Origin of the sequence: Nocardia sp. NPDC051570, assembly GCF_044454005.1 — a bacterium.
In the GTDB taxonomy this organism is placed as follows: domain Bacteria; phylum Actinomycetota; class Actinomycetes; order Mycobacteriales; family Mycobacteriaceae; genus Nocardia.
On the sequence record NZ_JBITDI010000003.1, the window covers coordinates 689,243 to 703,357 of the forward strand.

Sequence of the window (14,115 nt, forward strand, 5' to 3'; positions counted from 1 at the left end):
CACAGCACAATCGGCGGCAACCCATAGACTCACTCGTCGTGAGTACCGTCTACGACTGCTCCGATCCCGACTCGCGTGCCGCCGGCATCACCGCCGCGCGGGCCACCCTGAAATCCGGGCGGCTGGCCGTCATCCCGACCGACACGCTCTACGGGATCGCCGCCGACGCGTTCGATTCGTCGGCAGTGTCCGCACTGCTCGCGGCCAAGCGCCGCGGGCGGGATATGCCGGTTCCGGTGTTGGTCGGCTCGTGGAACACCATCGACGGACTCGTGTTCTCGGTGCAGCCCCAGGCGCGCGAGCTGATTCGCGCGTTCTGGCCGGGCGGATTGAGTCTGGTTGTGCAGCAGGCACCGTCGCTGGCCTGGGATCTCGGCGACGCTCGCGGCACGGTGATGCTGCGCATGCCGCTGCATCCGGTCACGCTGGAACTGCTGCGCGAGGTCGGACCGCTGGCGGTGTCCAGTGCGAATGTCTCCGGCCAGCCGCCGGCCACCACCGTCGAGGAGGCGCGCGGTCAGCTGGGCGATCTGGTGAACGTGTACCTCGACGGCGGCACGGCCGATCACGGGGTCGCCTCGACCATCGTCGATCTGACCTCCGACAGGCCCCGCATCCTGCGTGAGGGTGCGGTCACGGCGATACAGGTCGCGGAGGTGCTCGGCATGTCTCCGGATGAGCTGACGCCCGAGACCGCGCGGTGACGGCCTGGTAGATGCTTCTCAGTCAGGGAACGACATACAGTCAGAGCGCGGTCGTTCCGCTACGCGAGCTGTTGCTGGTGTTGCTCGTGTCCGCGGTGATCACGCTGCTGTCCACCGGTGGTATCCGCGTGCTGGCCATCGCGTTCGGCGCGGTGGCGATACCGCGTGAGCGGGATGTGCACGTCAAACCGATTCCGCGCATGGGCGGGGTCGGCATCTATCTCGGTGTGCTCGTCGCGGTGGCCTTCGCGCACCAATTGCCCGCGCTGCGACGCGGATTCGACTATCCGCGCGATATCCCGGCCGTGGTGGTGGCGGGCACGCTGATCGTGCTGGTCGGCGTGCTCGACGACCGCTGGGGTCTGGACTGGCTGACGAAGCTGGTGGGGCAGATCACCGCCGCGGGGGTGATGGCGGTGATGGGATTGAGCTGGGTCGCCATCTACAACCCGTTCAACAACACCACGGTCGTGCTGGATCCGCTGACGGGCGGCCTGATCACCGTGGCCATCACCGTGACGATGATCAATGCGATGAACTTCGTCGACGGCCTGGACGGCCTGGCGGCCGGTTTGGGGCTCATCGCCGGGGTCGCGGTGTTCGTATTCACCGTCGGACTGCTGTACGAGCAGGGCGGCGCGACCGACACCTATCCGCCCGCGCTGCTGGCCGCGGCCCTTGCGGGCGGCTGCCTGGGATTTCTGCCGCACAACTTCTCGCCGGCGCGGCTGTTCATGGGCGATTCCGGATCGATGCTGATCGGACTCATGCTGGCGGCCGTATCCACCGGCGCCTCGGGGCGAATCCCGCTCACCGGGTACGGCCCTCGCGATATCGTCGGCCTGCTCTCGCCGCTGCTGCTGGTCGGCGCGGTGATGTTCATCCCGGTCCTGGATCTGGTGATGGCGATCATCCGGCGGGCGCGGGCGGGCGTCAGCTTCTCCACGCCGGACAAGATGCATCTGCATCACCGGCTGTTGCAGATCGGACATTCGCAGCGCCGGGTCGTGCTGTTGATCTACTTATGGGTCGGTGTGCTCGCGTTCGGGGCTGTCGGCACATCCTTGATGGATCGACGGCTGGTGGTGTTGCTGTTCGCGGCCGGACTGGTTTTCGCCCTGGTGGTCACGGCGGTGCCGTCCCTGCGGGACGTGGCCCTGCTGCGTGGGCGGAGGCCGCGCGGCGGCGATACGGGCGACAGGTAAAGTAATCGAACGTGAGCACCGCATCCGAGCACCATCCCGACGCCCCGCTGCGCGCCGCGTTGCGCTACGGCATCGCCGGATTGATTGTGCTGGTGATCGTTTCGGCGGTGCTCGGCTCGATCCTCGCGGGTGCTTCCGGGCTGTGGGGCGCGCTGATCGGATCGGCCATCGGCGGCTTCTTCATTCTCACCACCGCGGCGCTCGTGCTGTTCAGCGCGAAACTGGATTCCGGTATCCAGGGCATGGTCATGCTGGCGAGCTGGGTCGGAAAACTGCTGGTCGTGATGGTCGTGGTGGCCGCGCTCAAGCAGTTCGACTTCTACAACTCCATGACGCTGTTCCTGACCGTGGTCGGCGCGCTGCTCATCGTGCTCGGCGCCGAGACCTACGGCCTGCTGCGTCAACGGGTTCCGATCGTGGCGACGCCCGATGAGCGCGCCGATCAAGATCATTCGAATGTTTGACAAGACCCCCTACACGTTGTCGTAGATATCTTGGTAAACTCTTTACCGTAAGCACCCCAACCATAGGGCCGGTCACTACCACCTCATGAGAGCGGCTATGCTTACTGCCGTGTCGAACCTGAGGGGGTTCGGCCCTGCACCGTCGACGATGTCGCCGACGTACAGACGCCACGAGCGGGTGACGCCCGCGCAGCTGCTGACGAACTTCGAGCCGACCTGAGTCGACCACCAGATCGTCAATGTCCGATCGAACCGCGGGTATCGCCGTACCCGCGGCCCGAACACGGGAGAGAACGCTGAGCGTCACCAATCTGGCGGGCGAGTTCCACGCGCCTTCGCTGCAAGACTTCTACCCTCCGGCTGTGCTGTTCGAGGGGACGCCTTTCGAGCTCGACCGTTTGATGCTCATTCGCATCCTGATGTCGGTCGTGCTGTTGGCCGTCATGTTGCTCGCATTCCGAAGCCCGAGGCTGATCCCGCGGGGTCTGCAGAACGTCGCCGAGTACGGATTGGTGTTCGTGCGCGAGCAGATCTGTGACGAGATCCTCGGCAAGGAATCCGGGCGGAAATTCTTCCCGTTGATCGCCACCATCTTCTTCACGGTGCTGTTCCTGAACTTCTCCAGCATCATCCCGTTCCTGAACATCTCCTCGAACGCGCGAATCGGCATGCCGTTGGTGCTGGCCGTGATCGCCTACCTGGCGTTCAACTACATCGGCATCAAGAAGTACGGCTTCTGGAAGTACATGCGCTCGTCCATCGTGGTGCCGAATGTGCCGCCCGCGATGCACGTGCTGCTCATTCCGATCGAGTTCATCTCGACCTTCATCCTTCGCCCGTTCACGCTGACCGTCCGACTCATGGCCAATATGCTGGCCGGTCATATCATGCTGGTGTTGTTCTTCAGTGCCACGCAGTTCTTCCTGTTCGAGGGCGCGGCCTGGATGAAGGGATTGTCGCCGTTCTCGCTGGTCGGTGGGTTCGCCTTCACCCTCTTCGAGATGCTGGTGATCTTCCTGCAGGCCTACGTGTTCGCGCTGCTGACCGCCGTATACATCGGCCTTGCCCAGCACGCCGACTCACACTGACCTGACCGCACAACCGCATAAGGACTGACCCACACGCCGCCGGGGGTGTGGGCAACAGAAAGGGAAAAGAAATCTCATGAGCCTCTCCTACGTGGCCGCTGAACTCGCCCAGAACGCCGACAAGGTGAAGGGCTACGGCGCCGTCGGTTACGGTCTGGCCGCCATCGGCCCCGGCATCGGCGTGGGCATCGTGGTCGGTAAGGCGATCGAGGGCATGTCGCGTCAGCCCGAGCTGATGGGCACCATCCGGACCAACATGTTCCTGGGCATCGCGTTCACCGAGGCGCTGGCCCTGATCGGCCTCGTCGCCGGCTTCATCTTCTGATTGCCATGAACACGATGTATTTGCTCGCGGCCGAGGAAGGGGACGACATCAACCCCCTCCTGCCCGAGTCGTACGACATCATTTGGTCGCTGGTCTGCGTCGCCGTTATCGCGTTCGTCTTCTACAAGTACGTGATTCCGCGTCTGCAGAAGGTGCTCGACGAGCGCTCCGACAAGATCGAGGGCGGCATCGCCAAGGCCGAGGTCGCGCAGGCCGAGGCGCAGGCGACTCTGGAGCAGTACCAGCAGCAGCTGGCCGAGGCCCGGCTCGAGGCCGCGCGCATTCGTGAGGAGGCCCGCACTCAGGGTCAGCAGATTCTCGCGCAGATGCGTTCGGAGGCTCAGTCCGAGGCCGATCGCATCGTCGCCGCTGGTCACTCCCAGCTCGAGGCGCAGCGTCAGCAGATCGTGACCGAGCTGCGTGGCGAACTCGGCCGCACCGCGGTCGATCTGGCCGAGAAGATCATCGGGCAGTCGGTGTCGGATCAGGCCAAGCAGGCCGCGTCGATCGACCGATTCCTTGCAGAATTGGACGAGAAGGCCGGCATCGGGGTCGGAAGGTAACGAACCGAAAGTGGGAAGCATGTACGCAGCGAGCCGCGAGGCGAGCACCCGCGCCCGGGAAGCTCTGTCGGCCGCTCTCATCGGCAGCGACTCCGTCGCCGCCACGACGGGCTCCGAACTGTTCGCCGTAGTCACCGTGCTCGACGATCAGCGTTCGCTGCGTGTGGCGCTCGCGGATAAGTCGGTGTCGAGTTCGGCGCGTGCCGAACTGGCCGAACGCGTCTTCGGCGGCAAGATCAGCGCGGCCACCCTGGCCGTGCTGACCACCGCCGTCGCCCAGAACTGGTCCCGGGCCCGGGACCTGGTCGACACGCTGGAATTGCTCGGGCAGGAGGCACTGCTGCGGGCCGCGACCGATCGCGGCCGCATCGACGCCGTCGAGGATGAGCTGTTCCGGCTCGGCCGGATCGTCGAGGACTATCCGGACCTCGAACAGGCCCTCGCCGTGCGCGGCACGCCGGCGCAGGCCAAGCGTGAGCTGCTCGAACGGCTGCTCAGCGGCAAGGTCGAGGACATCACCCTGCAGCTGGCCCAGCAGGCCGTGGGCCGATCCGTCGGTGACGTCGGTCCCGTCTTCGACCGGCTGTCCGACCTCGCGGCGGCACTGCGCAGGCAGATCGTCGCGCACGTGCGTGCGGCGGTCGAACTGACACAGCAGCAGCGGGAGCACCTGGCGGCCTCGCTGCAGCGCATCTACGACAAGCCGATCACCGTGCACGTGCAGGTCGACGAGACCCTGCTGGCCGGCGTCGTCGTGCGCGTCGGCGACGACGTCATCGACGGCAGCGCCATCGGACGGCTGCTGCGCCTGCGGCAGTCGCTGACCTAGCCGCACACCCCCCGACATTCCTCCAGACCACAGCGAGAGCAGGAAGAACATGGCGGAGCTGACGATCTCCCCCGATGAGATCCGTAGCGCTATCGAGAGCTACACCCAGAGCTACACCCCCGAGACCTCCATCGAGGAGGTCGGCACGGTCACCGATACCGGCGACGGTATCGCCCACGTCAGTGGCCTGCCCTCGGCGATGACCAACGAGCTGCTCGAATTCCCGGGCGGCGTACTGGGCGTCGCGCTGAACCTCGAGGACACCTCGATCGGTGCGGTCATCCTGGGTGAATTCGACACCATCGAGGAGGGCCAGGAGGTCCGCCGGACCGGTGACGTGCTCTCGGTGCCGGTCGGCGACAAGTTCCTCGGTCGCGTCATCGACCCGCTCGGCAAGCCGATCGACGGCCTGGGCGAGATCGAGGCCGAGGAGCGCCGCGTGCTCGAGCTGCAGGCCGCGACCGTGCTGCAGCGGCAGCCGGTCGGCGAGCCGATGGCCACCGGCATCACCGCCATCGACGCCCTGACCGCCATCGGCCGCGGCCAGCGCCAGCTGATCATCGGCGACCGCAAGACCGGTAAGACCGCGGTCTGCATCGACGCCATCATCAACCAGAAGGCGAACTGGGAGTCGGGCGATCCGGCCAAGCAGATGCGCTGCATCTACGTCGCCATCGGTCAGAAGGGCTCGACCATCGCGGGCGTGAAGACCGCGCTGGAGGCGCACGGTGCGATGGAGTACACCACCATCGTCGCGGCCCCGGCCTCGGACTCCGCCGGCTTCAAATGGCTTGCGCCCTACACCGGTTCGGCGCTGGGCCAGCACTGGATGTATCAGGGCAAGCACGTCCTGATCGTGTTCGACGACCTGTCCAAGCAGGCCGAGGCCTACCGCGCGATCTCGCTGCTGCTGCGCCGCCCGCCGGGCCGTGAGGCGTACCCGGGTGACGTGTTCTACCTGCACTCCCGTCTGCTGGAGCGTTGCGCGAAGCTGTCCGACGAGATGGGCGCGGGCTCGATGACCGGTCTGCCGATCATCGAGACCAAGGCCGGCGACATCTCGGCGTTCATCCCGACCAACGTCATCTCCATCACCGACGGCCAGGTCTTCCTCGAGTCCGACCTGTTCAACAAGGGTGTGCGCCCGGCGATCAACGTCGGTACCTCCGTCTCCCGTGTCGGTGGCGCCGCGCAGACCAAGGGCATGAAGAAGGTGTCGGGCTCGCTGCGTCTGGAGCTGGCCCAGTTCCGTGAGCTGGAGGCGTTCTCCGCCTTCGCCTCCGATCTGGACGCCGCCTCGCTGGCGCAGTTGGAGCGCGGTGCCCGCTGGGTCGAGCTGCTCAAGCAGGATCAGTACTCCCCGGTCTCGGTCGAGGATCAGATCGTGTCGCTGTTCCTGGTCGACGGCGGTTACTACGACACCGTGCCGGTCGGCGACGTCCGCCGCTTCAACGTCGAACTGCTGGAGGATCTGCACCGCAGTGCGGCCGACGCCTTCAAGGCGATCGCGGGTGGCAAGGTGCTCGAGGGCGATGCAGCCGAGCAGATCAAGACCGCGACCGACAAGTTCAAGCACGGCTTCCTCGCCTCCGACGGCAGCCGCGTGGTGAACGAGCCCGAGGCCGGTTCGCTGGACCACGAAGAGGTCGAGTCGCTGTCGGTCACCCGCAAGCACGTCGAGAAGTAACGCGGCGAGCCAATGCGACTGTCCTATCGAGCGATTGAAGGGAGTGTGACCAGTGCCCAGCTTGCGTGAATTGCGCTCCCGCATTCGCAGCGTCGGTTCGATCAAGAAGATCACCAAGGCTCAGGAACTGATCGCCACCTCGCGAATCAGCAAGGCGCAGGCCCGAGTCGCCGCCGCGAAGCCGTACGCGGAGGAGATCACGAAGGTGCTGAGCGAGCTCGCCGGCGCCTCGTCGAACCTGAACCATCCCCTGCTCACCGAGCGGGAGAATGCGCGCCGGGCCGCCGTGCTGGTGATCACCAGCGACCGCGGTATGGCCGGTGGCTACAACTCCAACGTGCTCAAGCGCGCCGAGGAACTCTTGACGACACTGCGCTCCGAGGGCAAGGAGCCGGTGCTGTACGTGATGGGTTCGAAGGGTCTGACCTACTACACATTCCGTAACCGCAAGGTGATCGGTTCGTGGGCCGGATTCTCGCAGCAGCCGCACTACTCCGACGCGTCGTCGGCCTGCACCCATCTGGTGGAGGCGTTCATGGCGGGCGCCGACGGTGAGGTTCCCGCGCCGAACGGCGAGGGCGTGATCGAGGGCGTCGACGAGATCCATATCGTCTACACGCGTTTCGTGTCGATGCTGTCGCAGGTCCCGGAGGTACGCCGGCTGGCGCCGATCCAGGTGAGCTTCGTCGACGAGAACTACGACCTCGGCGAGGATTTCGTCACCGACTCCCCGAGCGCGGAACTGCATCCGCTGTACGAATTCGAGCCCGACGCGGACACCCTGCTCGGCCGCCTGCTGCCGAAGTACGTCAACACCCGGATCTACTCGTCGTTGCTCGAGGCCGCGGCCTCGGAGTCGGCCGCGCGCCGCACCGCGATGAAGGCGGCCACCGACAACGCCACCGATCTGGTCAACGGCCTGACTCGCCAGGCGAACTCGATTCGGCAGGCGAACATCACGCAGGAAATCAGTGAAATCGTCGGCGGCGCGAATGCGCTGGCAGCCGGTCCTAGCGACTAAGCCCACCCAGGAAGAGAAACAATGACCGCAGCAGTTTCTGCAGAAAACAAGAGCCGGGCGGGCGCTGGTACAGGCCGCGTCGCCCGGGTTATCGGCCCCGTCGTGGACATCGAGTTCCCGCGCGGCGCCATTCCGGAGCTGTACAACGCTCTGCACGCCGAGATCACCCTCCCGTCGGTGGCCAAGACCCTGACCCTCGAGGTCGCACAGCACCTGGGCGACAACATCGTTCGCTGCATCTCGATGCAGCCGACCGACGGTCTGGTCCGCGGCGTGCCGGTCTCCGACACCGGCAAGCCGATCTCCGTGCCGGTCGGTGACGTCGTCAAGGGCCACGTCTTCAACGCCCTCGGCGACTGTCTCGACACCCCCGGCCTCGGCCGCGACGGCGAACAGTGGGGCATCCACCGCCAGCCGCCGCCGTTCGATCAGCTCGAGGGCAAGACCGAGATCCTGGAGACGGGTATCAAGGTCATCGACCTGCTCACCCCGTACGTGAAGGGTGGCAAGATCGGTCTGTTCGGTGGAGCCGGTGTCGGCAAGACCGTTCTGATCCAGGAGATGATCACCCGTATCGCGCGTGAGTTCTCCGGCACCTCGGTATTCGCGGGCGTCGGTGAGCGCACCCGTGAGGGCACCGATCTGCACCTGGAAATGGAAGAGATGGGCGTCCTTCCCGATACCGCCCTCGTCTTCGGCCAGATGGACGAGCCGCCGGGGACGCGTATGCGCGTCGCCCTGTCGGCCCTGACCATGGCCGAGTACTTCCGCGACGTGCAGAACCAGGACGTTCTGCTCTTCATCGACAACATCTTCCGGTTCACCCAGGCCGGTTCCGAGGTCTCGACCCTGCTGGGTCGTATGCCCTCGGCCGTCGGCTACCAGCCGACCCTGGCGGACGAGATGGGTCAGCTGCAGGAGCGGATCACCTCGACGCGCGGTCGCTCGATCACCTCGATGCAGGCGATCTACGTGCCCGCCGACGACTACACCGACCCGGCGCCGGCCACCACCTTCGCCCACCTGGATGCGACCACCGAGCTCTCGCGCCCGATTTCGCAGAAGGGTATCTACCCGGCCGTCGACCCGCTGACCTCGACCTCCCGCATTCTGGAGGCCTCGATCCTCGGCGATAGGCACTTCGCGGTGGCCAACGAGGTCAAGCGAATCCTGCAGAAGTACAAGGAACTCCAGGACATCATCGCCATCCTCGGCATGGACGAGCTCTCCGAGGAGGACAAGGTCCTCGTCGGCCGCGCCCGTCGCCTGGAGAAGTTCCTCGGCCAGAACTTCATCGTCGCCGAGAAGTTCACCGGCCAGGTGGGTTCGGTCGTGCCGCTGGAGCAGACCATCGACGACTTCGATCGGGTCTGCAAGGGCGAGTTCGACCACTTCCCCGAGCAGGCGTTCAACTCCTGCGGTGGTCTCGACGATGTCGAGAAGGCCGCGAAGAAGATCGCCGGGAAGTAGTCATCATGGCGGAGATGTCAGTTGATCTGGTTTCCATCGAGCGCCGGATGTGGACGGGCCAGGCGAGTTTCGTCAGCGCCCAGACCACCGAGGGTCAGATCGGCATCATGCCCGGCCACGAGCCTGTCCTCGGCCAGCTGGCCGAGGACAGCGCGGTGACCATCGTCGACACCGACGGTGAGCGCATCGTGGCGGCCGTGCATGGCGGATTCTTCTCGGTCACCGCGAAGACCGTCCGAATCCTCGCCGAGTCGGCGGAATTCGCCGCCGACGTGGATATCGAATCCGCGCGGGCGGTGCTGGCCGATCCGAACGCCTCCGAGGACGCGCAGAACGCGGCGCGGGCTCGGGTGCGTGCGGTGGAGGCCGCCGACGCCTGAGTTGCCAAGGGCGACAATTCGATTCACTGTCAGTGTGGCGGTCCCGGAAGTATCCAGGGCCGCCATACGGCGTTTCGGGGCCCGATGTGCGCGTTGCCGATGATGTAATAGCGACAACACCACCTGTTACCCATGAATTGGCGGAGCGAGGGGTGAATGAGAAGGCAGCAAGCAATTGTCCGGCCCCGGACCGTTCGATTCGCGGTAGGGGTGGTGGCTGCGATATCGGCAATCGGTTTGTGGTCGACCGGGGCCGCGCGTGCCGATGCGTTCGTCCCATTGCCCGACGGACATATCGATCGGCCCGGCATTTCGATGACGAGTACCGGTGAGCGTGCGATCATTTCGCCCTCGCTGGCCGCCAACGGCGCGAGCCGGGTGGCCTGGGTGTCGGGAAATGTGACCGTCGTCGTCGATACTCCGCCCGGTGTCGTCGGTCCGAACAACGGTGCGGTGAATTCGCCCGGCACCGACGATTCGTCCACGCACGGATCATCCGGTCTCACGGTCGGATACATCGTGGGCTGTCAGGTGCAGCTGGGTGCTCTGACGAATTCGCTCGGATTCTCGATTGCCACCACCGGCCCGGGTCTGTCCGGCGGAATCTCGTTTCCGATCAGCCCCGGCGAGATCAAGTGGGTGCAGATCAACACCATCGATATGCCGAAGTCGGGCACCTATTACCTGGACTATCAGGACGTCGCGATGGAGCTCCAGGGCTGCGGCGGCTATGCGCAGGCTCGGCAGTTCTCCGTCGTCGAACTCATCGGGGTCGACTACGCGAAGGTCACGCTCTACGGCATGCCGTTCAGCATCGGCTGAGGGCGTCACGACGAGACGAGGGAGCCCGCATGATCCGAAGAACGGGAGTGCCGACGGTCGCGATCGCGGCCGCGCTGTGGCTGTGCTCCGCCGGAGTCGCTGATGCGGATACGTTCATCCCGCTGCCCGGCGGCGCGATCACCCGCACACTGGGCGATGGCACGGTGGTGACGGTGTCGATCGAGGACGAGTCCGCGAAGATCAGCGGGTCGATGGCCGCGACACCGCTGCATCGCAACGTATGGACCACCGGCCGCGGCGTGGTCGATGTTTCGGGTGGCGACTCCGGCTCGGTATCGGTCAAGCTCTACCCCGGCTATGTGGTCGGATGCCAGGTCCACATCAATGGATTGACCTCGCGGGAGAACGAATCCGGGTCGATCAAGACGGGCGGACGGAGTCCCAGCTTCAGCGGCACTATCGGCGATACCGAGACGCTGGTGCTCGCGCCGGGGCAGACGGCGGCGCGCTACCTGCTCGATATCGAGCGGCCCGACGATTTCGGCAGTGACTCGCATAAGCGCTTCCACAAGGTGACAGGTCCGCACGCCAGCGTGAGCTGGACCGACGAGACCTTCGCCGTCGACGGCTGCGCGGGGTACGCCCAGGCCCGGACCTTCGTGACCGCCGTCGTCGCGACGGACAAGGCCAAGAGCATGACCACGGTCTGGGGTGAGCCGTTCAGCATGGGCTGAAACGCCTTGTCCGAGTAAATGTTTCATTGACATCGTGCTCATACACCCGGTCGGCGGATAGGCTCGACCGGGACAGAGGCGTACCGGTCGCTTGCGGTACGGGGGTGGTTTGTAGACTCGCCCCCACGGTGACCTTGTTCGGGATGGCACGACACTCGCGAGGGCACAGGGGCAAAAGCGAAGGGACGGACCTGGATTGCGGACCGGGATGGTGCTTCTGATCATTCTGGTGCTGCTGCTCGTCGGCCTGGCGCTGGCGTCCATCTACCGGTTCGTGATGTTGCGGCGCGGTGGGACGGCGGCGATCCTGCGGGTACTACCCGCCAAGGGCGGTCAGGGCTGGCGGCACGGTTTGATCCGCTATGACGAGGACCGCATGGTCTTCTTCAAGCTGACCAGCCTGAAGCTCGGCCCGGATTCGACGATTCACCGCCGTGGCATCGAGGTCGTGGACCGACGCGGTCCGGTCGGGGACGAATACGACATCATGACCGACGACATCATCGTGGTCACGGTCTCCGACGGTGACGGCAGCTACGAGCTGGCATTGGACCGCGGCTCGCTCGCGGCGTTCCTGTCCTGGGTCGAGTCGAGGCCATCCGACCGTATCCGGCGCCGCCCGACCCAATGAGGCAGACATACTGTCTGCATGAGTGTGCATCTGACGCGGATCTATACCCGGACCGGTGACGACGGCACGACCGGATTGAGCGATTTCTCCCGGGTGCCGAAGACCGACCCGCGACTGATCGCCTACGCCGACTGTGACGAAACCAATGCCGCGATCGGTGTCGCGATCGCGATCGGGCAGCCCGAGCCGGGGATTCTCCAGGTCCTGCGTCAGGTGCAGAACGATCTGTTCGACGCCGGCGCCGACCTGTCCACCCCGGTCGTAGCCGAGCCCAAGTACCCGCCGCTGCGCATCACCCAGCCCTATATCGATCGGCTGGAGGCATGGTGCGATGAGTTCAATGCCCAACTGGCGCCGCTGAATTCGTTCATTCTGCCCGGCGGCACGCCGCTGGCGGCGCTGTTGCACACCGCCCGCACGGTGGCTCGGCGCGCCGAGCGTTCGGCGTGGGGCGCACTCGACGCGCACCCCGACGACACGAACATGCTGCCCGCGAAGTATCTGAATCGGCTGTCGGATCTGCTGTTCATTCTCAGTCGCGTGGCGAATCCGGAGGGCGATGTGCCCTGGCGCCCCGGGGCCTCAGGTAGTGGAGACGCCGCGACCGACGCCCCCGACCATTAGGCTGGCCCCCGTGAGTGAACGGTTTCTGGTGACCGGTGGCAGTCGGCTTGCCGGCGAGGTCGCGGTCGGTGGCGCCAAGAACAGCGTCCTCAAACTGATGGCTGCCGCCTTATTGGCAGAGGGCACGACGACCATCAGCAACTGCCCCGACATCCTCGATGTGCCGCTCATGGCCGAGGTGCTGCGGGGTCTGGGCTGCGATGTCGTGGTCGAGGGCCAGGTGGTCACCATCACCTCGCCGACCGAGCCCAAGTATCACGCGGACTTCCCCGCGGTCACGCAGTTCCGCGCCTCGGTCTGTGTGCTCGGACCGCTGATGGCCCGATGCAAGCGGGCCGTGGTCGCGCTGCCCGGCGGCGATGCGATCGGCTCGCGTCCGCTGGATATGCACCAGGCCGGTCTGCGCCTGCTCGGCGCGACCAGCGAGATCGAGCACGGCTGCCTGGTCGCGCGCGCCGACGAACTGCAGGGTGCCCGCATCCGACTGGACTTCCCGTCGGTCGGCGCGACCGAGAACATCCTGATGGCCGCGGTATTGGCCGAGGGTGAGACGGTCATCGACAATGCCGCGCGCGAGCCGGAGATCGTGGATCTGTGCACGATGCTGGCGCGCATGGGCGCGCGGATCAGCGGTGCGGGGACCTCGGTGCTGACCATCGAGGGCGTGCAGAAGCTCTCGCCGACCACCCATCGCGTGATCGGCGACCGGATCGTGGCCGCCACCTGGGGCATCGCGGCCGCGATGACGCAGGGCGATGTGCGGGTCACCGGGGTGAACCCCAAGCATCTGTCGCTCGTGCTGGACAAGCTGCGCTCGTCCGGCGCGCGAATCTCGTTCGAACCGGACGGTTTTCGCGTGGTGCAGGCCGAGCGGCCGCGCGCGGTGAACTTCTCGACCCTGCCGTTCCCGGGATTCCCGACGGACCTGCAGCCGATGGCGATCGGCCTGGCGGCCATCGCCGACGGCACCTCGATGATCACCGAGAACATCTTCGAGGCGCGGTTCCGGTTCGTGGAGGAGATGATTCGCCTCGGTGCCGACGCGCGGACCGATGGTCATCATGCGGTGGTGCGCGGGATTCCGCGGCTGTCGAGCGCGCCGGTGTGGTCGTCGGATATCCGCGCCGGGGCGGGTCTGGTCCTGGCCGGCCTCGTCGCCGATGGGGTGACGGAGGTGCACGACGTGTTCCACATCGACAGGGGTTACCCGCATTTCGTGGAGAACCTGCGGTCGCTGGGGGCCGAGGTCGAACGGGTCCTCTGACCAAAACCCTTCTTGACCAGCCGATTTGACATCGAATCGGGCGACACGTAACTTATTCCAGGTCAGAGCGACACGGACACCGACCCGGAGCCGAGAGGCGAGGGAAACGAGGTTGGACGAGGAGCGCCTGACGATCACACTGGTTCCATCAAGATCGCGGATTTGGTTCTGCGCTCACGGTTGAGCTAAGCTTGAAAAGTTGCCTCACCGATCCGATGGGCTTTAGCTCGGACGATGGTTTGTGCGTGTGTTCTTTGAGAACTCAATAGTGTGTCGATGAATGTCAGTGCCAATAGTTTTATTGGTTCCGGCCCTTTCATACCCCCCGGTTGAAGGGTTGGAC

At 65.5% G+C, this 14,115-nt stretch carries 16 protein-coding genes; all 16 read left to right on the forward strand.

Going from position 1 to position 14,115, the window contains the following annotated elements; translation table 11 throughout:
- Positions 1 to 38: 38 nt before the first annotated feature.
- The 16 genes from ACIA76_RS10165 to murA all read left to right on the forward strand — a co-directional run bounded on the left by ACIA76_RS10165 (position 39) and on the right by murA (position 13,772).
- Entirely contained in the window at positions 39 to 704 is a 666-nt protein-coding gene (locus tag ACIA76_RS10165) for an L-threonylcarbamoyladenylate synthase (protein ID WP_397150635.1), read from the forward strand.
- An 11-nt stretch (positions 705 to 715) separates the two neighbouring features.
- Positions 716 to 1,909, forward strand: a complete 1,194-nt coding sequence (locus tag ACIA76_RS10170; RefSeq protein ID WP_397150637.1) for an MraY family glycosyltransferase — start codon at positions 716 to 718, stop codon at positions 1,907 to 1,909.
- Positions 1,910 to 1,920: 11 nt separating this feature from the next.
- Positions 1,921 to 2,373 (forward strand): hypothetical protein, encoded by a 453-nt coding sequence (locus ACIA76_RS10175; protein WP_397150639.1) that lies wholly within the window; start codon positions 1,921 to 1,923, stop codon positions 2,371 to 2,373.
- 239 nt (positions 2,374 to 2,612) lie between these two features.
- Complete coding sequence (gene atpB, locus ACIA76_RS10180) at positions 2,613 to 3,461, forward strand: F0F1 ATP synthase subunit A (protein WP_397150641.1); 849 nt, start codon at positions 2,613 to 2,615, stop codon at positions 3,459 to 3,461.
- A gap of 76 nt (positions 3,462 to 3,537) precedes the next feature.
- On the forward strand, positions 3,538 to 3,786 hold the full coding sequence (locus ACIA76_RS10185) for an ATP synthase F0 subunit C (RefSeq protein ID WP_397150643.1): 249 nt from the start codon (positions 3,538 to 3,540) through the stop codon (positions 3,784 to 3,786).
- Positions 3,787 to 3,791: 5 nt separating this feature from the next.
- Complete coding sequence (locus tag ACIA76_RS10190; RefSeq protein ID WP_397150645.1) at positions 3,792 to 4,349, forward strand: F0F1 ATP synthase subunit B; 558 nt, start codon at positions 3,792 to 3,794, stop codon at positions 4,347 to 4,349.
- A gap of 19 nt (positions 4,350 to 4,368) precedes the next feature.
- On the forward strand, positions 4,369 to 5,178 hold the full coding sequence (locus ACIA76_RS10195; RefSeq protein ID WP_397150647.1) for a F0F1 ATP synthase subunit delta: 810 nt from the start codon (positions 4,369 to 4,371) through the stop codon (positions 5,176 to 5,178).
- A gap of 49 nt (positions 5,179 to 5,227) precedes the next feature.
- The gene (gene atpA / locus ACIA76_RS10200) at positions 5,228 to 6,865 is read left to right on the forward strand and encodes a F0F1 ATP synthase subunit alpha (RefSeq protein WP_397150649.1); all 1,638 of its coding nucleotides are present in this window, start codon (positions 5,228 to 5,230) and stop codon (positions 6,863 to 6,865) included.
- A gap of 52 nt (positions 6,866 to 6,917) precedes the next feature.
- Positions 6,918 to 7,886 (forward strand): F0F1 ATP synthase subunit gamma, encoded by a 969-nt coding sequence (locus ACIA76_RS10205; protein WP_397150651.1) that lies wholly within the window; start codon positions 6,918 to 6,920, stop codon positions 7,884 to 7,886.
- A gap of 21 nt (positions 7,887 to 7,907) precedes the next feature.
- Complete coding sequence (gene atpD, locus ACIA76_RS10210) at positions 7,908 to 9,356, forward strand: F0F1 ATP synthase subunit beta (protein WP_397150653.1); 1,449 nt, start codon at positions 7,908 to 7,910, stop codon at positions 9,354 to 9,356.
- A 5-nt stretch (positions 9,357 to 9,361) separates the two neighbouring features.
- Positions 9,362 to 9,736 (forward strand): F0F1 ATP synthase subunit epsilon, encoded by a 375-nt coding sequence (locus ACIA76_RS10215; RefSeq protein WP_397150655.1) that lies wholly within the window; start codon positions 9,362 to 9,364, stop codon positions 9,734 to 9,736.
- A gap of 213 nt (positions 9,737 to 9,949) precedes the next feature.
- Positions 9,950 to 10,558, forward strand: a complete 609-nt coding sequence (locus tag ACIA76_RS10220) for an MspA family porin (protein WP_397150657.1) — start codon at positions 9,950 to 9,952, stop codon at positions 10,556 to 10,558.
- Between the two features lie 29 nt (positions 10,559 to 10,587).
- Positions 10,588 to 11,253 carry an MspA family porin gene (locus ACIA76_RS10225; RefSeq protein ID WP_397150659.1) on the forward strand — a complete coding sequence of 222 codons (666 nt, stop codon included), beginning with the start codon at positions 10,588 to 10,590 and terminating at the stop codon, positions 11,251 to 11,253.
- Positions 11,254 to 11,461: 208 nt separating this feature from the next.
- Positions 11,462 to 11,884 carry a DUF2550 domain-containing protein gene (locus ACIA76_RS10230; RefSeq protein WP_397150661.1) on the forward strand — a complete coding sequence of 141 codons (423 nt, stop codon included), beginning with the start codon at positions 11,462 to 11,464 and terminating at the stop codon, positions 11,882 to 11,884.
- Positions 11,885 to 11,902: 18 nt separating this feature from the next.
- On the forward strand, positions 11,903 to 12,508 hold the full coding sequence (locus ACIA76_RS10235; protein ID WP_397150663.1) for a cob(I)yrinic acid a,c-diamide adenosyltransferase: 606 nt from the start codon (positions 11,903 to 11,905) through the stop codon (positions 12,506 to 12,508).
- 10 nt (positions 12,509 to 12,518) lie between these two features.
- Entirely contained in the window at positions 12,519 to 13,772 is a 1,254-nt protein-coding gene (gene murA, locus ACIA76_RS10240) for a UDP-N-acetylglucosamine 1-carboxyvinyltransferase (RefSeq protein ID WP_397150665.1), read from the forward strand.
- Positions 13,773 to 14,115 lie beyond the last annotated feature (343 nt).